The sequence below is a fragment of the Streptomyces sp. NPDC096012 genome (assembly GCF_040426375.1).
Lineage (GTDB): Bacteria > Actinomycetota > Actinomycetes > Streptomycetales > Streptomycetaceae > Streptomyces.
In genome coordinates, this window is sequence record NZ_JBEOTD010000017.1 from 84,326 (window position 1) to 102,775 (window position 18,450).

The following is an 18,450-nucleotide window of genomic DNA, read 5'->3' on the forward strand; positions in this document are numbered from 1 at the left end:
CGCCGGCGGCCGGATCTGATCGGTAGGGTGTTCGTATGAGTACCGGGGTTCGCCGCAGGATGGGCGTCGAGGAGCGGCGGCAGCAGCTGATCGGCGTCGCCCTAGAACTGTTCAGCAGGCGCTCGCCCGACGAGGTCTCCATCGACGAGATAGCGTCGGCGGCGGGCATCTCACGCCCGTTGGTCTACCACTACTTCCCCGGCAAACACAGCCTGTACGAGGCCGCGTTGAAGCGTGCCGCGGAGGACCTCGCGGGCCGCTTCAACGAGCCGCACGAGGGCCCGCTCGGCGCCCGGCTGCTGCGCGTGATGCGCCGTTTCTTCGATTTCGTGGACGAACACGGTCCCGGCTTCTCGGCCTTGATGCGCGGCGGTCCGGCGGTCTCCGCCGACGGGATCGGCGCGAAGGATCATGTCTCGGCCACGAACGCGCTCATCGACTCGGTGCGGCAGGCCGCGTACGAGCAGATGCTGTCGCACCTGGGCGTGACCGACCCGTCCCCGCGTCTGGAACTGGTCGTCCGGTCGTGGATCTCGCTCGCCGAGTCCACCGCGCTCATCTGGCTGGACGGCCGGCGGGTGCCGCGCGGCGAGCTGGAGGTCCAGCTGGTGCACGACTTCGCCGCGCTGGCCGCCGTCGGCGCCCTCCACGACGAGGAGACGGCCGCCCTGCTGCACACGATGGCCGGGAACGAACCGGCCGACGGCCCCTTCGCGGAGCTCGTCGGCCGGCTCATGTCCCTGGCGTCCTGACCGGGTCCTACCGGTCGAACTTCCGGTAGGACGGGTCGAGGTCGCGGATCTCCACGGAGGCGTGCAGGGTGAACTCCGCCTCCGCCACATGCCCGCGGAGCAGTTCCAGCGCGGCCTCGGACAGCCGCTCCCTGGTCTCGTCGGCGCGGCCGGCGAGGAGCCCGATCGTCACGTGCACGACCGCGTGCCCGCGCGCCCCGGGATCCTCGTACCCGAACACCGTGTGCGCGCTCGGCCGGAACTGGGTCTTGCAGGCCTCCGGCTTCGCCGCCGCGATCTCCACGGCCGCCTCGTGCAGGGCACGGGCGAATCCCTCGCGGTCGAAGGCGTTCTCCATGGTGTCGGAGTAGTCGACGGTGATCTGCGGCATGCGCACTCCTGTTTCTACGGCAACGGCCTCACCCTAGTTCCCCGCCCGGGTGAACACCGCGACGGTCCGGGCCGGCACCGTGAACGTGCCCGAGCCGGGCGCGTAGGAGGACGTCTTCACCACCGGGTCCGCGCCGGCCGCCTGCACCGGGTGCAGCGCGAACCGCGTTCCGGCGAGGGAGCCGATCCGCTGCTCCTGCTGCCGCGGAGTGGCGTTGAGGACGACGACCAGGTCACCCAGGGCCATGGTGATCACCCCCGGGGTCTCGTCCGTGCCGGACAGCGGGAAGGAGAGGTGCTCCTGCACCCGCGCGGCCGTGCCGAGGGAGAAGGCCTTCTCCGTCGTACGGATCCGCAGCAGGTCCCGGTAGGCGGCCGACGCGCCGGTGATCTGCGGGCAGCCGACCTTGACGGTGCCGAGCAGCGGTGCCGCGTACTCCCACTTGGACCGGTTGTCGGCGGCCGGGGGCAGTCCGCGGCCGAAGCCGTTGCCGTCGGCGCAGTTCCAGTGGATGGCGTTGAACCAGTCCCCGCTGTCGAAGGAGTTGCGGTCCAGCGACTTCGAGCGCAGCAGGTCGGTGCCCGCCTGGGAGAGGGACGGCCCCTGCGAGAGCGCGGCCGTGGCCATCGCGAGCACCTGCATGCGGGCGCGGTCGGAGGCCGCTGTGTCCTTGGGGAGCTTGTAGGTCAGGGCGTCGAACAGCGACTCGTTGTCGTGCGCGTCCACATAGGCGAGGGCGTCGCCGGGAGCGTCCGCGTATCCGGCGGGCTGGCCGTTGTAGTCGACCTCCGCTCCGGTGACGTTCCTGCCGTCGGTGTCCGTGAAACGGTACCGGGCGAGATTGCCGGTCAGCCCGACCTTGATCAGGTCCTGGTAGTGCAGCAGCCGGGCCTTCTGCTCGGCCGGGGTGCCGTTCGCGGTGGAGGTGTTGGGGTCGGTGTACAGACCGGACGCGAAGCCCTGGACTCCGGGGTCGCTGTCGAAGGGGCCGCCGCCGCGCACGGCGTCCCGGGCGCGGTCGGAGAAGGTGGCGATCCCGGTGCCGGCCATGTTCTTCTGCGTGGCCTGCACGAAGCGGGCGTCGTCCGCGACCTCGCCGAAGTTCCAGCCCTCGCCGTACAGGATGATCTTCTTGCCGTCGACGCCGTCCTTGGCGGGGGTCAGCGCGTCGAGGGCCTTGCGGACGGCCAGGATGTTGGCCTTCGGGTGATGGCCCATGAGGTCGAAGCGGAAGCCGTCGACCTTGTACTGCCTGGCCCAGGTGACGATCGAGTCCACGACGAGCTTGCCCATCATCGCGTTCTCCGGCGCGGTGTTGGCGCAGCAGGTGCTGTTGGCCACCGAGCCGTCGGCGAGGAGCCGCTGGTAGTAGCCGGGCACGATGCGGTCGAGCACCGAGGTGCCGGCCTGGCCGGCGGCCGCCGTGTGGTTGTAGACGACGTCCATGACGACCCTGAGCCCGTCCTGGTTGAGCGCCTGGACCATGCTGCGGAACTGGACGGTACGGGCCGTGCCGTCGGGGTCGGTGGCGTACGAGCCCTCGGGGACCGTGTAGTGGTACGGGTCGTAGCCCCAGTTGTAGGCGTCCTTCGCGGCGATCTTCGCCACGCACTCCTGCTGCTTGTCCGAGTCGGCCGGGTAGGAGCCCAGATCGCAGTCGGTGGTCGCCTGGTCCGCCCTCTTCTCGGGAATGGTGGCGATGTCGAACGCGGGGAGCAGGTGCACGTACGACGTGCCGGAGGCGGCCAGTCTGCGCAGGTGCTTCGAGCCGTCGCTGTCCTTGTCGGTGAAGGCGAGGTAGGTGCCCGGGTGCTTCGAGGTGCGGTCGGCGACGGAGAAGTCCCGGATGTGCAGCTCCTGGATCTGCGCGTCCCTGAGCGGTACGGCCTTGGGCTTGCGCAGGCGGGACCAGCCGCTCGGCGCGAGGGATCTGTCGTCCAGGTCGGCGACCAGGCTGCGCTCGGAGTCGGCGGTCAGGGCGACCGAGTAGGGGTCGGTGACCTTGTTGGTGACCGTCTTGCGGACGGTGGGAGCCCAGACCCTGACGACGTACCGGTAGGGCTTGCCCTTCCAGGACGCCGGACCGGTGACGGACCAGACGCCGGTGGCGTCGTCGCGGTGCATGGCCTGGAGGGAACCGTTCAGCTCCAGTGAGACGTTCCGCGCGGTGGGCGCCCAGACGGCGAGGGTCGGCTTCCCGTGGTGGAAGACCGGCCCGAGGGCGGCCTTCGTCGCGGCGGGGTACAGGTCGTCGAGCACACCGGCGATCTGCACTCCGGTCGCGGCGAGCACGGCGCCGTTCGCCGCGCGCTGCGAGGCCACGAGCTGGCCCCTGACGGCCGCGCGCACCCGGTCCCGGTCGCGCGGGTCGACGGACCAGGCGGTGAGGTCCTTCAGGTGCGGGAACTTCGCCTTCTGGGCCTCGGTCAGGGTGGTCCTCGACAGCCGCAGCCAGCGCTCGTCGTCGCTGGTCAGTGTGCCGTCCTTGACGGTGATCGAGCCGTCGGCGGAGTACAGCAGCTGGGTGGAGGCGGCGCCGTCCACGCCGTTCCAGGCGAGGGTGTTCCGGTCGATCCAGACCGCCTTGGAGGTGGTCAGGTCGAGTGCGGCGGCGCTGCCGGCCGGCTGGGGCAGCAGGTATGTCTCCCGGCCGTTCAACAGCCACACCTCGTTGCCGTTCGCCTTGAGGTCCAGGGCCTGGTCGGTGGGCAGGTCCTTGTCGTCGCCCCTGTGGACGATGTAGCTGAGGCTGGTGGCACCCTCGGTGAGCGGAACCTCGAAGACCGCGCCATAGGCATCAGTCTTCACCGGCTTCAGCGGGTCCGACCAGTCGGTGGGCCGCGCCGCGCCCGTCCAGACGTGCAGGCCCCAGCCGTCGTAGTTCCCGTCGGCGCGGTGGTAGTGGAGGACGGCCTTGGTCTTGTCCTGCGCCGGGTACTCGGGCTTCTCGGTCAGTACACCGGGCTTGCCCTGCTCGATCCAGACCTCACCGGTCCGGGTGACGTCGATGCTGCGGTCGGCCGAGACGTCCTTGTCGCCGTTCTTGTCGACGACCAGGAAGCCGACGTTCGAGGCGCCGGGCCTGAGCTTGACATAGGCGAAGGCGCCGTAGGCGTCCCGGCCGGTGAAGGGGTGGCCGGCCGGCCAGGTGGTGGCCTCGCCGTCGGCGAGGTCGCCCCAGGCGTACAGGCCCCAGTCGGCGTAGTCGCCGTCGGTGCGCTTGTAGTGGACGACCGCGTAGTCCCGGGAGGAGGCCGTGGGCACCTCGGGCGCGGGCTGGGTGCCGGTGGTGCTCGCCGCCGTGGCGCTCGCGGTGTGCCCGGCCGAGTCGACGACGACGGCCTTGTAGCGCAGGGCGGTGCCGGCCGGTACGTCCTTGCCGATGGTCTGGGTGACCTTGTAGGGGGCGTGGTCGGCGGAACCGAGCGTCTTCCACCGGCCGTTTCCGACCTGGGCGGCGAAGACCACGCGGTCGAGCTGTCCGCCGTCGACGCCGGCGGTCAGCTCGACGGTGCCCGTGGCGCCGGTGTCCGGGGCCTTGAGGGTGACCGTGGGCCTGGTGGCGGGCTCGGCCAGGGTGCCGGCCGCCTTGTAGACGACAGCGGCGCCGGCCGGGACGGTGACGGTGAGCTTGCGGTCGGTGCCGGTCCTGAGGGTGCCCTTGGCGCCGTGGATGCCGTGGTACGACATCTTCGCCGAGCCGGTCGCGAAGGTGGCCGTCCTCGCCTCGCCCGCGTTGTTGAAGGCGACGACGTACTCCTGGCCGGTCCTGGCGTCCGTGCGGGTGAAGGCGTAGATCCCGGCGCCGTCGGCCGCGTACCGCTCGGTCTGCACTCCGTCCGTCAGGGCCGGATTGGCCTTGCGGAGCCTGGAGAGGGCGGCGATCTCCCGGTAGAGCGGGGCGCCGGTGTCGTAGGCGTCGCTCGCGTGGGTGCGGTCGGTGCCGATCTCGTCGTCGTCGAGGTAGTCGGCGACCTTGGAGGCGAACATGGTCTGGCGGGCGTCCTTGTCGCCGCCGGAGCCGGTGAAGCCCTGCTCGTCGCCGTAGTAGACCACCGGGTTGCCACGGCTGAGGAACATCAGCTGGTTGGCGAGCCGGTCCTTGGCGAGCAGTTCGGCGTCGGACGCCTTGGGGTTGTCCTGGTCGAGGAAGTACCCGATCCGCCCCATGTCGTGGTTGCCGAGGAAGGTGACCTGCTCGTAGGCGTTGGCCTTGTCGGTCGTGTACTTGTAGTCGTCACCGAAGACGCCCGCGAGCTTCTGGGCGCTGCCGCCCTGGGAGGCGTAGGCGCGGGCCGCGTCCTGGAAGGGGAAGTCGAGGGTGGCGTCCAGCCGACCCTGGGTGACGTAGGGGGAGGTGACGGAGGTGTCGGCCGAGTAGACCTCGCCGAACATGAAGAAGTTCTTCCGCCCGTGCGCGGCGGCGTACCTGTCGAGCGCCGTGGCCCACTGGGTCCAGAACTCCATGTTCACGTGCTTGACGGTGTCGATCCGGAAGCCGTCGACGCCGAAGTCCCGCACCCAGCGCTGGTAGATCCGCTCCATGCCCCTGACGACCTCGGGCCGCTCGGTCCACAGGTCGTCGAGCCCGGAGAAGTCGCCGTAGGTGGCGGACTCACCGGCGTAGGTCGAGTCGCCCCGGTTGTGGTACATGGCCGGGTCGTTGAGCCAGGCCGGCACCTTGCTCCGGCTGGTGACCCTCGGCGTGCGCGGGAAGGAGCCGGCGTCGACGGCCGGGAACCTCCCGCCATCGGCCGCGTGGGCGGCGTCGTCGAAGGGGCGCCCGTCCTTCGTCAGGTAGGGGAAGGCACCCTTGGAGAGGTAGTCGTAGGACTTCTCCTTGTAGTCGACGACGTCGGCGGTGTGGTTGGTGATGACGTCGAAGAAGACCTTCATGCCCTTGGCGTGGGCCTTGGAGATGAGGGCCGAGAGGTCCTCGTTGGTGCCGAAGTGCGGGTCGACCTGGGTGAAGTCGGTGATCCAGTAGCCGTGGTAGCCGGCGGAGGCGTTCGCGCCGGTGCCCTGCACGGGCCGGTTCTTGAAGATCGGCGCCATCCAGATGGCGGTGGTCCCGAGCCCCTTGATGTAGTCGAGCCGCTTGGCCAGGCCCTTGAGGTCGCCGCCCTGGTAGAAGCCCTTGTCGGTGGGGTCGTAGCCGGTACTGAGCCGGGAGCCGGTCAGGCCGCCCCGGTCGTTGGCCGTGTCCCCGTTGGCGAAACGGTCCGGCATGACGAAGTAGAACTGCTCGCGGGTGTCGTCGTGCCGGGCGGGTACGGCGGCCAGCTTCGCGTCCGAGGGGGGCGCGGGCGGAGTGGCGGCGTGGGCGGCCAGTGGCTGGACGAGTGCGGCGGCGAGGGCGACGGCGGTGACGGCCGCGGCCCTCCTGCGGTGTGGGGTACGGCGCGCCCGGGGCGCCGGCCATCTCGGTATCACAGGTGACAACTCCTAGCGGATGCGGCTCTGTTGGATCCCTGGGATCCCCTGGGTGGTCCGACCCCACGCCGCGGCAGGCCTCGCTGCCCGGCGCCCGCGTGACCGTATCCCCGGCGAAAGGATTACAGCAAGAGGCTTGAAACCAGCGGTAAGAAGTTTCACTCGGCCCGCCCGGCTCCAGGTCACCTGCTCGACCGTTCGACACCCGTGTCGTTGACGGTTCAACGGCCAGGTCCTCGACCGTTCGGCACCCGTGTCCGCGACGGTTCGCCACGCGCGTCCTCGACGGTTCGCCATACGCGCCCTTGATCGTTCGACCCCCTGCGCTTGACCGTTCAACCACCGTGGAGGTCCCCTCGGTTGGGAGGCTTCGGCCATGGCCGCGGATGGTCCGGGTTGCGGCACACCGGCCGCGGGGTGAGCGTGGTAAGGGGGGTGGCCGCGACGGCGTCGGCACTGAGAGCGGTGCCGGATCCGACCCGGGCACCGCGTCGGCGTACGGCGGAACCGCCCCACCGTCCCCGACGCCCCCTGTCCGCGGCGGACAGAACAGGGCGGCACCGAGCCCGTCTTGGATCCGTGATGGCCAGAACCCTCCGGCGACACCTCCTCGCCATGACCAGCGCGTCCGCCCTGGCCGCGGCGCTCGCCTTGCCCGCGGTCACGGCGACCGCCATGCCGGTGCCTCAGGTCGGCGACGAGGCCGCAGCGGACGTGCCGGCAGGGTCGACGTCCCCCTCACCCGCACCTCCACCGCCGACACCCGCGCCTCACACACCACCGGCCCCTCCGCCGACCCCCGGGCAGACTTCGGCGACGCCCTCCCGGACGCCGACCCCGCCACCCTCGCCGACGCCTTCATCGGCGAAGCCGAGTCCGAACCCCACGGACACGCCGATGCCCAGCGCTCCGCCGCCCGAGCAGAAGCAGGAACTCGACAAGGTGACGTCGGACTTGAGCCGCAAGAGGGAGGAGGTTCCCGAGCAGCTGGTCTCCGGGGTGGACCAACTGACGTCCACCCTGAGGGCGGTGCAGAACCCGCAGACCCCTCCGCAGGTGCGGGACGGCACCGTCAGGACCGCGCAGACGGTGAGCTCCGCACTGAATGTGATCGGCGACCCCGGGACTCCCGAGGCGGTACGGGATCGGCTGACCGGACTGGTGAAGCAGGTGACCGCCGCTCTGCACGCGGCCAACCGGCCGGAGACCCCACCCGAGGAGCGGCGCGCGGTCACCTTGGTCACGGAGAGGTCGGCTTCCGTCCTGCCCGTGATCGGCGACCCGAAGACGTCGCCCAAGCTGGGCAGACAGCTGGCCAGGAGCATGGACAACGTGTTCTTCGCCCTGAACCACGGCGGCGAGACCCAGGGCACGGCGGCCGGTGACGTCGGCGCGGTGGCCGGCGCGCTGGCCACCATCGGCGACCCGCACACGCCCGACAAGGAGAAGAAGGAACTCGCGCAGGCCACGTACGACGCGAGTTCGTCCCTACGGGATCGGAGCGAGTCAGACGAGCGGATCGCCCGGATGAAGAAGAAGCAGGAGGAAGCCGCCTCTGCTCAGGGCCTGCCGGACGTACCGCTCCCCGAGGCGGCCGCGGTGTGCACGAACGCCGTCTTCGACGCCGTCCCGGAGGACGTCCTCACCGGGGACCTGAAGACGGTGATACCCGCGGAGTGGAAAAGCGAAGGCGTCAACGACTACTACAAGTCGGAAAAGACACGGAACGCCAGCCTCAACGTCTTGGTCCAGTTGCAGAACGACGAGATGTCCGAGGCCCCACTGGCGATCAAGCGTCTCGTCCCCCGGCTCGCCGATGCCGTGCCGGCGAACGAACTCTTCGCGACCCTCGGCAGGCCGGGGCTGCACTGCCTGCGCGCGGCTCTGCAGCTCGACAAGGAGGCGGGGGTGAGGTCGGGCTCCTGGGTCAGGATGGCCGAGGAGAAGGAATAGACTTCAGCAACTCCGCGACGGAGACCTCCGAAGAGGCGTTCACCGTGGAGACGTCGAATCTTTCGACGTCCTTCTTGACTTCGGCAGGATCAGCACGCTCGCCCGGGATCCTGCGAGAGGAGATGGAGTACGTCGGACCGTCTTCCAGAGACCAGGACGCCGTCACGTAGTGCGGTCTGCGCGTCACATTGATCAGGTTGTTGTTGTGGCGCAGCAGGCCCTGGAAGATGAGTTTCTCTCCACACTCCGCGGGGTGGCAGTAGAACGGGGACCCCTTCTCCCACGATGCGTGCGGGTCTCCGAAGTCATCCACGTCGATCCACCCCCGGTCTTTTCTCATGTACGAGATCTGAAGGTCGACATGCAGCAGGTCGTACTTGGCATTCCGGGGAATCTGGAAGACGTGCTCCAGACCGTCCTCCTGACCACTGCCGAGCACTCTGCCGGGCGGATAGAAACGCCCGCTGCTGATAAGTACGGCGCCGAGGTGATCGACGTACTTCTCGGCCTCCCCCTCCTTGTCCGCGTCGAAGCTCTTCTTCCATTCCCGCAGTTGCGTCCCCCGGTCCCCCTGCTCGGAGTACTCGGCCGTCCTGCCGTACACGGTGAAGTCGTTGATGATGACGTACACCGGGACCTCGCCCGTGTTCTTGACGGAGAGTTTCAGCGGAACCTGGATGAAGGGAAGCGCGCGGTCCGCCCTGGCCGTTCCGAAGTTCGCCTTCAGGGCGAAGCGCATGGGGGCCACGGCGGGTTGGTACATGGTGGAGTAGGCCAGGCTGACCGCGGTCAGGAGCGCCGACACGAACACTCCGGCCGCGAACCTTCGCGGCCTCGGGACCGCCGTCCAGGATTTCTCCCGAACGAGCACGTAGAGCGCCCACAGGGACCAGCACAGCAGCGGCATGAATACCAGCATGTAGGGCGTGTACTGGCGCTCGTCCCACCACATCGCCACGAGAAGGGTGTCCGTGGCCAGCGCCATGAGGGCACCGAGCAGGACGGCCGCCCCGGAAACCCTGAACTGCCGTCTGCCCCAGTAGTCGAGTGCCAGGATCGCCGACCCGAGCTGCACCGCACCGGACAGCACGAACAGGGCCCCGGTGATCCGCTGCGCGAAGGTGAGGGCGCCCGAGGCGTCCGGCCACCCGATCACCACGCTGAGAGCCGCCGACGCGAGCAGTCCCGCCGTCATGAGGACGACGGTCACGCGTCTTCTCCAGGCCCGGTCCGGCCAGGTGCCGCTGTCCCCGCCGCGCCAGTACACGGTTGCCGGGTCGTGAACGTCCACGTCCGGGTAGCCGAGGCGGTGCAGCATCTTCCGCAGCTCGCGCAGCGACCAGGCACTGCCCACGGCCCTGCCGCCCACGGTGACCGCGCGAAGACCACGGCCGTCCGGTGCCTCGACGGTGACCCACGGGCGCATGCTCATGAGGTCAGCCTCGAACGCGAGCCCGAACCGCGCACGCGGAGTTGCTCCGGTCGGCGCCACGGCCACCGGCCGCGGCGTGCCGCCGGCGTCCCCCTGCCCCGGACGGCCCCGCTCACCCGAACGGCTCCGCGGGGAGCACCGCGACCGGCCCCCGCCGATCACGCGGTACCCGGCCGGCCCGCGGTGGCCGGGGAGACCGGCGACCGCCTCCGGCTCAGGTGACCGCGTGCGCGGGGGAATCGGTGCCCGGCCGTGTGGCCGGCCGGGCGGGGGAACCGGTGCCCGGCCGTGTGGCCGGCCGGGCGGGGGAATCGCTGCCCGGCCGCATGCCCGGCCGGGCCGTGGACGCGATCAGCAGCTCGGCTTGCCCGCGTAGACGGCCAGGGCCGTGTTCGCGCCCAGGGTGGCGGTCAGCTGGCCGCTGGAGTTCACCGTCACTGTCGTGTTGTTCTGGACGTTGCAGTACGTGCCCGCGGGCAGCGAGGTCTGGTAGGTCCGGGTCAGCGACGAGGACTCGTGGTTGATGGCCACGTAGCCCTTGCTCCCCCGGCCGAACGCGATCGCGTTGTTGCCGTTGTCCCACCAGCCGGTGACCGCCTGTCCGCGGGTCGCGTTGCGGAAGGCCACCATGGACTTGATCTCGGGCCAGGCATGCTGGCACTTCCAGCCGTCCTGCCAGCAGGCGTTCACGGCACCGCCGTTGGGCGGGCCGGCGTCCGCGTCGGACCACTCGTAGCCGGAGTTGACGTCGGGTGCGCCGTAGGGCCAGGCGAGCATGAAGACGTTGGCCAGGGTGTAGTTCGCGCCGCTCTTGTAGTTCAGGGTGCTGCCGTTGCGCTCGGTGTCGTGGTTGTCCACGAAGACCCCGGCCACCGAACTGCTCAGGTACCCCCAGCCCTCGCCGTAGTTGTTCAGGTAGGCGAGCTTCTCGCTGGTGAAGACGCGCTTGAGGTCGTAGGCGTAGCGGAACTCCTGGACGTCCCCGTTGCCGGTGTACTCGGAGGGCTGGACCGCCTCGTTCGCGCCGTAGATGACCTCCTGCTTCCAGTAGACGCCGGGGTTCGTCAGACGGCTCTTGATGTTGGCCAGGTCGTCGGCCGGGATGTGCTTGGCCGCGTCGATGCGGAAGCCGTCCACGCCCAGCGACAGCAGGTCGTTCATGTACCCGGCGATGGTCTTGCGGACGTACTCCTCGCCGGTGTCCAGGTCGGCCAGGCCGACGAGTTCGCAGTGCTGGACGTTCCAGCGGTCGGCGTAGTTCGTCACCTGGGAGGTGCAGTCGTCGAAGTCGTAGGAGGAGTACAGGCCCGGGTAGTCGTACTTCGTGTACGACGAGCCGCCCGTGCCGGTGCCGGAGCCCGCCGACATGTGGTTGACGACCGTGTCGGCCACGACCTTCACACCGGCCGCGTGGCAGGCGTTCACCATGTTCCGGAAGGCCGTGCGGTCGCCGAGGCGGCCCGCGATCCGGTAGGACACCGGCTGGTACGACGTCCACCACTGCGAGCCCTGTATGTGCTCGGCGGGCGGGGAGACCTGCACGTAGCCGTAGCCGGCCGGACCGAGGGTGGCGGCGCACTCCTTGGCCACCGAGGCGTAGTTCCACTCGAAGAGGACTGCGGTGACGTCCTTGGTACCGGGCGGGGAGGCCTCGGCGGAGGTCAGGTTCATGCCAATCAGGGCGGCGGTCGTGAGGGCGACCGCCAAGGGGAGGATTCTGCGTGCCATGTGGGGGTCCTTCGACGTTGAAGGCGCTTGCTGAAATGTTTCAGCAAACTTGCGGTGACGCAGATGTTAAAGGCCCGCTGCCGGAAAGGCAGCGGGCCGGTGTGAAGTTGATGCAAGAACTTCCGAAGGGCCGTCGGCCCACCGCGACTCAGTCCTGCGTGGACCACCAGACGGTGGTGTCCGCCGGCAGCTTCGCGTCGCCGTCGGCCTCGGTCACCTCGCCGCTGGCGAGCAGGACGCGACCGTACGCCGGGATGGTCACCGACTCCCCCGTGGTGTTCGCGACGCACACGAACGCGCCCCGCCGGAAGGCCACGACGCCCTCCGGCGCGCGCAGCCACTCCACCGCGTCGCCCTCGCCGAGGTCCGGCTGCGACCGGCGGACGGCGAGCGCGGCCCGGTACAGCTCCAGCGTCGAGCCGGGCACTCCGGTCTGCGCCTCCACGCTCAGCTCGGCCCAGCCCGCCGGCTGCGGCAGCCAGCTGCCGCCGCTGCCGAAGCCGTACGAGGTGCCCGTGCGGGTCCACGGGATCGGCACCCGGCAGCCGTCGCGGAACCCGTCCTGGCCGGCGCCCCGGAAGTACGCCGGGTCCTGGCGCACCTCGTCGGGCAGGTCCACCACGTCGGGCAGGCCGAGTTCCTCGCCCTGGTAGATGTACGCCGAGCCGGGCAGCGCCAGCATCAGCAGGGTGGCCGCCCGGGCGCGGCGCAGGCCCAGCTCCCGGTCGCCCGCGGTGCGGATCTGGGTGCCGAGGCCCGGCGGGTTGGCGAAGCGGGTGGCGTGCCGGGTGACGTCGTGGTTCGACAGGACCCAGGTGGCGGGGGCGCCGACCGGGCGCATGGCCTCCAGCGTGCGGTCGATGACCGTGCGCAGTTCCCCGGCGTCCCACTCGGTCGAGAGGTACTGGAAGTTGAAGGCCTGGTGGAGTTCGTCCGGGCGGACGTAGTTGGCGGTGCGCTCGACGGTCGGCGTCCAGGCCTCCGCGACGAAGATCCGGCCGCCCGTCCCCCCTTCGTCCGCGTACTCGTCGAGGATCGTGCGCCACTGGCGGTAGATCGCGTGCACGCCGTCCTGGTCGAAGAACGGCATGACGTCGTTGCCCAGCAGCTTCAGCTGGTCGTGGGCGCCCAGGTCGGGCAGGCCGTCGGCCTTCACCAGGCCGTGGGCCACGTCGATGCGGAAGCCGTCCACGCCCATGTCCAGCCAGAAGCGCAGGATGGAGCGGAACTCGTCGCCGACCGCCGGGTGCTCCCAGTTGAAGTCGGGCTGCTCGGGGGCGAAGAGGTGCAGATACCACTCGCCGGGGGTGCCGTCGGGCTCGGTGACCCGGGTCCAGGCCGGGCCGCCGAAGATGGACTCCCAGTCGTTGGGCGGCAGTTCGCCGTTCTTCCCCTTGCCGGGACGGAAGTGGTAGCGCTCGCGCAGCGGGGAGCCGGGGCCCTCGGCGAGGGCGCGCCTGAACCACTCGTGCTGGTCGGAGGAGTGGTTGGGGACCAGGTCGACGATGATGCGCAGGCCCAGCTCGTGTGCGTCGCGGATCAGCGCGTCGGCGTCGAGCAGGTTGCCGAACATGGGGTCGACGGCACGGTAGTCGGCGACGTCGTAGCCGGCGTCGGCCTGCGGGGAGGCGTAGAAGGGGCTGAGCCACACGGCGTCGGCACCGAGGTCGCGCAGGTAGGGCAGGCGGGAGCGTACGCCCTCCAGGTCACCCATGCCGTCGCCGTTGCTGTCGGCGAAGCTGCGCGGATAGACCTGGTAGATGACCGCGTCCCGCCACCAGTCGCGGCGGCGGTCGGCGACGGTGGCGACGGTGGAGTGGTCGGCCGGGGCTGCAGGTTGCTGCTGGCTCATGGCGTCCTTGAGATGTGACGGGGTTCTGGTCAGGGGCGCTGGGTACGGCGGCGGGGGCGGGCCGGGGTGTGCGAGGCGGCCGCGGTGCCGGCGGGGTCGGATGGGCACCGCGGCCGCCCACCCGCGCGCTCGCGCGCGCGGGAACCTCTTGCGGCGAGGGCGTCAGCCCTTCGTTCCGCCCGCGGTGAGACCGGTCACCAGGTTCTTCTGCACGAGGTAGAAGAACGCGGACACGGGTATCGCGACCAGCACGGCGGTGGCCGCCATGTAGTTCCACTGGGCGTCGTGCTCACTGACGAAGCTCTGCAGGCCGACGGCGAAGGTGTACTTCGAGTCGTCCAGCAGGAAGGTGGTCGCGAAGGCGACCTCGCCGACGGCGGTGATGAAGTTGTAGAAGGCGGCGACGGCCAGACCCGGGCGCGCCAGCGGCAGGACCAGGCGGAAGAAGGTGCCGAAGGGGCTCAGGCCGTCCACGCGTCCCGCTTCGTCGATCTCGAACGGGATCGTGTCGAAGTATCCCTTGAGCAGCCAGGCGCTGTAGGGCACGGCGGTGGAGCAGTTGACGATGATCAGCGACCAGTAGGTGTCGATGAGACCGAGATCGCTGAAGATCTCGTACATCGGCACGATCAGGATCGCGATCGGGAACGCCTGGGTGAGCAGCAGGACCCACATCAGCTGCTTGTAGCCCGGGAAGCGCATCCGGGAGACCGCATAGCCGGTGGTGGCGGCCACGAAGACACCGATCACGGTGGTGCCGAGGGCCACGATCATCGTCGACTTGAACCAGTCGAGGAACGCGGTGTGCCGCAGCACGAAGTCGTAGTTGGAGAACGTGAGCTTGCCGGCGATCCCCCAGGGGTGCAGGTAGTCCTCCTTGTCCGGCCCGAGCGACAGGTAGAACAGCCAGGCCACCGGGGCCAGTGCGATGAGGCTCGCCACGACGAGGCCTGCGTGCAGGAGTGCGGCGCCCAGGGGGCCGCGTTCGCCGCGTCGGTGGGCCCGGCGCGCGGGTCCGGAAGCGGGAGCCGGCGCGGTCTCGGTCGTGTCCAGGGTCGTGGTGCTCATGGCGGCGGCTCCTGCGGCGTCAGACGGCGAGCTGGTCATTGCGCTTCAGCCAGCGGAAGTAGAAGGAGGTGAAGACGGTCAGGATCGACAGCAGCAGTACGCCGTACGCGGCGGACTGGGCGAAGTCGCGCGGCTGCTGGCCGAAGCCCAGCTGGTAGGCCCAGGTGACGAGGATCTGGGCGTCCGGTGCGGAGGTCTTGCCGAACAGCAGGAAGATGATGACGAACTGGTTGAAGGTCCAGATGATGCCGAGCAGGACGACCGTGGAACCGACCGAGCGCAGACCGGGCAGCGTGACGTGCCTGAACCGCTGCCAGGCGCTCGCACCGTCCATCTCCGCGGCCTCGTACAGCGAGGAGTCGATGGACTGCAGGCCGCCGAGCAGGGACAGCATCATGAACGGCACACCGCACCAGGTGTTGACCATGATCGCGGCGAAGCGCTGCCAGAAGGTGTCCTCGAGCCACTGCGGCTGGGGCAGGTGGAGTGCGCCGAGAACCTGGTTGAGCACGCCCGCGTCGGCGAGCATGATCCGCCAGGAGAAGACGGTGACGAACGTCGGTACGGCCCAGGGCAGGACCAGCAGCAGCCGGTAGACGGTGCGGCCGCGCAGCCTCTGGTTGAGCATGAGCGCGAGACCGAGGCCGATGACGTAGTGCAGGACCACGCACGCGGCCGTCCAGACGACGGTCCACAGGAAGTGCGACCAGAAGCGGTCGTACGCCGTCGGGCCGAACAGGATGTCCTTGTAGTTGTCCAGCCCGACGAACTTGTACGTGGCGGCGATGTGGTTGACGCCGATCGTGCGGGCCGAGTTGAGGCTGTTGGCGTCGGTGAGGGTGAGGTAGAAGCCCCGCACCAGCGGGTAGCCCACGAGAACGCCGAGCACGAGGACCACCGGAGCGATCATGGCGTAGGCGTACCAGTATCTGTGGAAGCCGTTCCTGATGCGCCGCCCCAGCCCGGGACGAGGCGCGCGGTCACCGCGGCGCTTGCCGGTCGCGCGGTCGATGGCGACTGTCATGGTTCGACACCTTCACAAGAGTTCAGGGGTTGGGCCGGGGTACAGGCCGGTGGCCGCCGGATCCTTCCCCCGTTCGGGAAGGGCGTCCGGCGGCCACGTGGGCTCACTTGCTGAAGTCGGGCACCAGCTTGGCGATGGCCAGTTCGGCGTTGCCGAGGCCCTTGTCGAGCGACTCCTTGCCACCGGCGATCTTGGGCAGCTCGGCGTCCAGCGGCACCCACAGGGAGCTGTACTCGGGCAGCGCCGGGCGGGGCTGGGCGGCGGCCAGGACACCCTGGTAGCCGGCGATGCCCGGGTCGGCCTTCACCTGCGCGGTGTAGGCGTCGTCACGGGTGGGCAGGGTGGAGTTCTTCAGGGCGATGGTCTCCTGGGACTTCGCCGAGGTCATGAACTTCACGAACTTCAGGGCCGCGGCCTGGTGGGCCTGGTCCGAGCCGGCGTAGACCGAGAGGTTGTGGCCGCCGGTCGGGGCGCCCGCCTTGCCGCTGGAGCCGGCCGGGACGGTGGCGATGCCGAGGTTGGACTTGTCCTTGAAGGCGCTGCCCTTGTAGAAGTTCGTGATCTCCCAGGGTCCCTGGATGATCGCGGCGACCTTGCCGTTGACGAACGCGTCCTGGATGTGGGCGTACGCGTCGGCGGTGGAGTCGGCCTTGTGCAGGCCCTTGCCGGAGAACGTGCTCAGCCAGGTGCCGTAGCCCTTCTTCGCGGCGGCCGAGTTCACGGTGATCTTCTTGGCGGAGGCGTCGACGGTGTCGGCGCCCTCACCGTAGAGGAAGGGCTGGGCGTAGTAGGCCTGGGTGGAGCCCCAGTAGCCGTCGACCTTCGTCTTGGCCTGGACCTTGGCGGCGTCGGACTTCAGCTCGTCCCAGGTCCTGGGGGCCTCGGTGATGCCGGCCTTCTTGAACAGGGCCTTGTTGTAGACCAGGGCGAGGGTGTCGGTGACCAGCGGCACGCCGTACGTCTTGCCCTCGTACTGCGCCTGCTTGATCAGGCTCGGCTGGAACTTCGCCCGGTCGGCGAGGGCCTCGGTGCCGTCCAGCGGCAGGAAGAAGCCCTTCTTGGCGAAGGCGGGGGTCCAGCCCACCTCGGAGCGCAGCACGTCCGGGGCGCCCTTGGCGCCGGCGGCCGTGTCGAACTTGTTCTGCGCCTGGTCGAAGGGGACGTTGACGTACTTGACCTTGACGTTCTTGTCGGCCGCCTCGAACTGCTTGATCAGGGCCTGGTACGTCGGTGCCTCATTGGTGGCGTTGGAGGTGTCCCACCAGGTGATGGTGACCGGGCCGTCCGACTTGCCGCTGTCGTCGTTCCCGCCGCACGCCGTCGCCGTGAGGGCGAGGGACGCCACCAGCGCGGAGGCCGCTATGCCACGCCGCATGAGTTCTCCTTGAGGGTTGAGCCCGTGTGCCGCGGGACCGGCCCCGTCCGCCGTCCCCGCCGTCTTGCCGACTGCGCCGTTGCGGCGGCCGGGCGACCAGGAACGTAACAGCCATGTAAGCCCCGCGAAAGACCTTGCAGAAAAAAAGTGCAAGGCAACACGATGGTTACCCGGCCGTGACCGGGTGTCGACCGTGCCGCAACCGTGCGGTGGAGCCGCTGAGCGGCGCGGAGGGCACTTGTGCAAGACTCTGCAAGCTCTTGCCACCATGAACCCGAGGGAGCGCGATGAGGCAGCAACCCGCAGCAGGCCGTTCGCCCGCCCGCGCCCGGCGCCCGGCCGGTGTGCAAGGGGGCAGGCGACCGGTACAGTCCGGTGGCGTGACCACACGGCTTTCCGACATCGCTGCGCAGGCGGGGGTGAGCGAGGCGACTGTCAGCCGGGTCCTCAACGGGAAGCCGGGCGTCGCCGCCACCACCCGCCAGTCCGTGCTCGCCGCGCTCGACGTGCTCGGCTACGAGCGTCCGGTGCGGCTGCGGCAACGCAGCGAGGGCCTGGTGGGCCTGATCACGCCGGAGCTGGAGAACCCGATATTCCCGGCCCTGGCCCAGGTCATCGGCCAGGCGCTGACCCGCCAGGGCTACACGCCGGTGCTCGCCACGCAGACCCCGGGCGGGTCGACCGAGGACGAGCTGACCGAGATGCTGGTGGACCGCGGGGTCGCGGGGATCATCTATGTCTCCGGGCTGCACGCGGACACCACCGCGGACATGCAGCGCTACGAGCGGCTGCGCGCGCAGGGCGTGCCGTACGTGCTGGTGGACGGGTTCTCGCCGAAGGTGCAGGCACCGTTCATCTCCCCCGACGACCGGGCGGCGATGTCCCTCGCGGTCACCCATCTGGCGTCGCTGGGGCACACCCGGATCGGGCTCGCGCTCGGACCGAAGCGGTTCGTGCCGGTGCAGCGCAAGATCGAGGGCTTCGTACGCGCGATGCAGGAACAGCTGGGGCTGGCCGCGGAGACCGTCGAGACCGAGCTGGTCCAGCACTCGCTGTACACGCTGGAGGGCGGTCAGGCGGCCGCGGCGGCGCTGATCGAGCGGGGCTGCACGGCGGTGGTCTGCGCCAGCGACATGATGGCCCTCGGCGCGATACGGGCGGCCCGGCAGCGGGGTCTCGAGGTGCCCCGGGACGTGTCGGTCGTCGGCTTCGACGACTCCCCGCTGATCGCCTTCACCGACCCGCCGCTGACCACCGTGCGCAAGCCGGTCCCGGCGATGGGCCAGGCCGCGGTGCGCACGTTGCTGGAGGAGATCGGCGGGACGCCGGCGCCGCACAGCGAGTTCGTGTTCATGCCGGAACTGGTGGTGCGCGGTTCGACCGCCTCGGCGCCGCCCGTCGTCCGTACGTCGTAGAAGGTGCACGGCGAACCCGACCTTGGGATGATCGGTCGAGGAAGCCAT

At 69.8% G+C, this 18,450-nt stretch carries 11 protein-coding genes; 3 read left to right on the forward strand and 8 right to left on the reverse strand.

Features of this window, described 5'->3' with window-relative positions; translation table 11 throughout:
• Positions 1-35: 35 nt before the first annotated feature.
• Positions 36-752 carry a TetR/AcrR family transcriptional regulator gene (locus ABVB68_RS18610; protein ID WP_353602173.1) on the forward strand — a complete coding sequence of 239 codons (717 nt, stop codon included), beginning with the start codon at positions 36-38 and terminating at the stop codon, positions 750-752.
• A 7-nt stretch (positions 753-759) separates the two neighbouring features.
• On the opposite strand, the gene ABVB68_RS18615 is transcribed toward ABVB68_RS18610, so the two are convergent.
• Positions 760-1,122: a 5-carboxymethyl-2-hydroxymuconate Delta-isomerase gene (locus ABVB68_RS18615; protein ID WP_353602174.1), complete on the reverse strand. Its 363-nt coding sequence runs from the start codon at positions 1,120-1,122 to the stop codon at positions 760-762.
• A gap of 33 nt (positions 1,123-1,155) precedes the next feature.
• Complete coding sequence (gene pulA / locus ABVB68_RS18620; RefSeq protein WP_353602175.1) at positions 1,156-6,555, reverse strand: pullulanase-type alpha-1,6-glucosidase; 5,400 nt, start codon at positions 6,553-6,555, stop codon at positions 1,156-1,158.
• An 897-nt stretch (positions 6,556-7,452) separates the two neighbouring features.
• On the opposite strand from pulA, the gene ABVB68_RS18625 reads away from it, so the two are divergent.
• The gene (locus tag ABVB68_RS18625) at positions 7,453-8,508 is read left to right on the forward strand and encodes a hypothetical protein (protein ID WP_353602176.1); all 1,056 of its coding nucleotides are present in this window, start codon (positions 7,453-7,455) and stop codon (positions 8,506-8,508) included.
• Here ABVB68_RS18625 and ABVB68_RS18630 read toward each other — a convergent pair.
• From ABVB68_RS18630 to ABVB68_RS18655, 6 genes are all read right to left on the reverse strand, one after another.
• Positions 8,483-9,940 (reverse strand): hypothetical protein, encoded by a 1,458-nt coding sequence (locus ABVB68_RS18630; RefSeq protein WP_353602177.1) that lies wholly within the window; start codon positions 9,938-9,940, stop codon positions 8,483-8,485. The genes ABVB68_RS18625 and ABVB68_RS18630 overlap by 26 nt on opposite strands.
• A 351-nt stretch (positions 9,941-10,291) precedes the next feature.
• Complete coding sequence (locus tag ABVB68_RS18635) at positions 10,292-11,668, reverse strand: alpha-amylase (RefSeq protein WP_353602178.1); 1,377 nt, start codon at positions 11,666-11,668, stop codon at positions 10,292-10,294.
• Between the two features lie 148 nt (positions 11,669-11,816).
• Complete coding sequence (locus ABVB68_RS18640) at positions 11,817-13,520, reverse strand: glycoside hydrolase family 13 protein (RefSeq protein ID WP_353602179.1); 1,704 nt, start codon at positions 13,518-13,520, stop codon at positions 11,817-11,819.
• Between the two features lie 162 nt (positions 13,521-13,682).
• A complete protein-coding gene (locus tag ABVB68_RS18645) occupies positions 13,683-14,588 on the reverse strand; it encodes a sugar ABC transporter permease (protein ID WP_353602180.1) in 906 nt (301 codons plus the stop codon).
• A gap of 19 nt (positions 14,589-14,607) precedes the next feature.
• Positions 14,608-15,612 (reverse strand): carbohydrate ABC transporter permease, encoded by a 1,005-nt coding sequence (locus ABVB68_RS18650; RefSeq protein ID WP_353602181.1) that lies wholly within the window; start codon positions 15,610-15,612, stop codon positions 14,608-14,610.
• Between the two features lie 103 nt (positions 15,613-15,715).
• Positions 15,716-16,987 (reverse strand): extracellular solute-binding protein, encoded by a 1,272-nt coding sequence (locus tag ABVB68_RS18655; protein ID WP_353602182.1) that lies wholly within the window; start codon positions 16,985-16,987, stop codon positions 15,716-15,718.
• 380 nt (positions 16,988-17,367) lie between these two features.
• Between ABVB68_RS18655 and ABVB68_RS18660 the strand changes: the two genes are divergently transcribed.
• Positions 17,368-18,402, forward strand: a complete 1,035-nt coding sequence (locus ABVB68_RS18660; RefSeq protein WP_353602183.1) for a LacI family DNA-binding transcriptional regulator — start codon at positions 17,368-17,370, stop codon at positions 18,400-18,402.
• The last annotated feature ends 48 nt before the right edge of the window (positions 18,403-18,450 follow it).

Excerpts from the sequence above, each read along its gene's own strand:
- ABVB68_RS18610 (WP_353602173.1), top strand. The coding sequence starts at position 36 with ATGAGTACCGGGGTTCGCCGCAGGATGGGCGTCGAGGAGCGGCGGCAG.
- ABVB68_RS18615 (WP_353602174.1), bottom strand. The coding sequence starts at position 1,122 with ATGCCGCAGATCACCGTCGACTACTCCGACACCATGGAGAACGCCTTC.
- ABVB68_RS18625 (WP_353602176.1), top strand. The coding sequence starts at position 7,453 with ATGCCCAGCGCTCCGCCGCCCGAGCAGAAGCAGGAACTCGACAAGGTG.
- ABVB68_RS18630 (WP_353602177.1), bottom strand. The coding sequence starts at position 9,940 with ATGAGCATGCGCCCGTGGGTCACCGTCGAGGCACCGGACGGCCGTGGT.
- ABVB68_RS18635 (WP_353602178.1), bottom strand. The coding sequence starts at position 11,668 with ATGGCACGCAGAATCCTCCCCTTGGCGGTCGCCCTCACGACCGCCGCC.
- ABVB68_RS18640 (WP_353602179.1), bottom strand. The coding sequence starts at position 13,520 with ATGAGCCAGCAGCAACCTGCAGCCCCGGCCGACCACTCCACCGTCGCC.
- ABVB68_RS18645 (WP_353602180.1), bottom strand. The coding sequence starts at position 14,588 with ATGAGCACCACGACCCTGGACACGACCGAGACCGCGCCGGCTCCCGCT.
- ABVB68_RS18650 (WP_353602181.1), bottom strand. The coding sequence starts at position 15,612 with ATGACAGTCGCCATCGACCGCGCGACCGGCAAGCGCCGCGGTGACCGC.
- ABVB68_RS18655 (WP_353602182.1), bottom strand. The coding sequence starts at position 16,987 with ATGCGGCGTGGCATAGCGGCCTCCGCGCTGGTGGCGTCCCTCGCCCTC.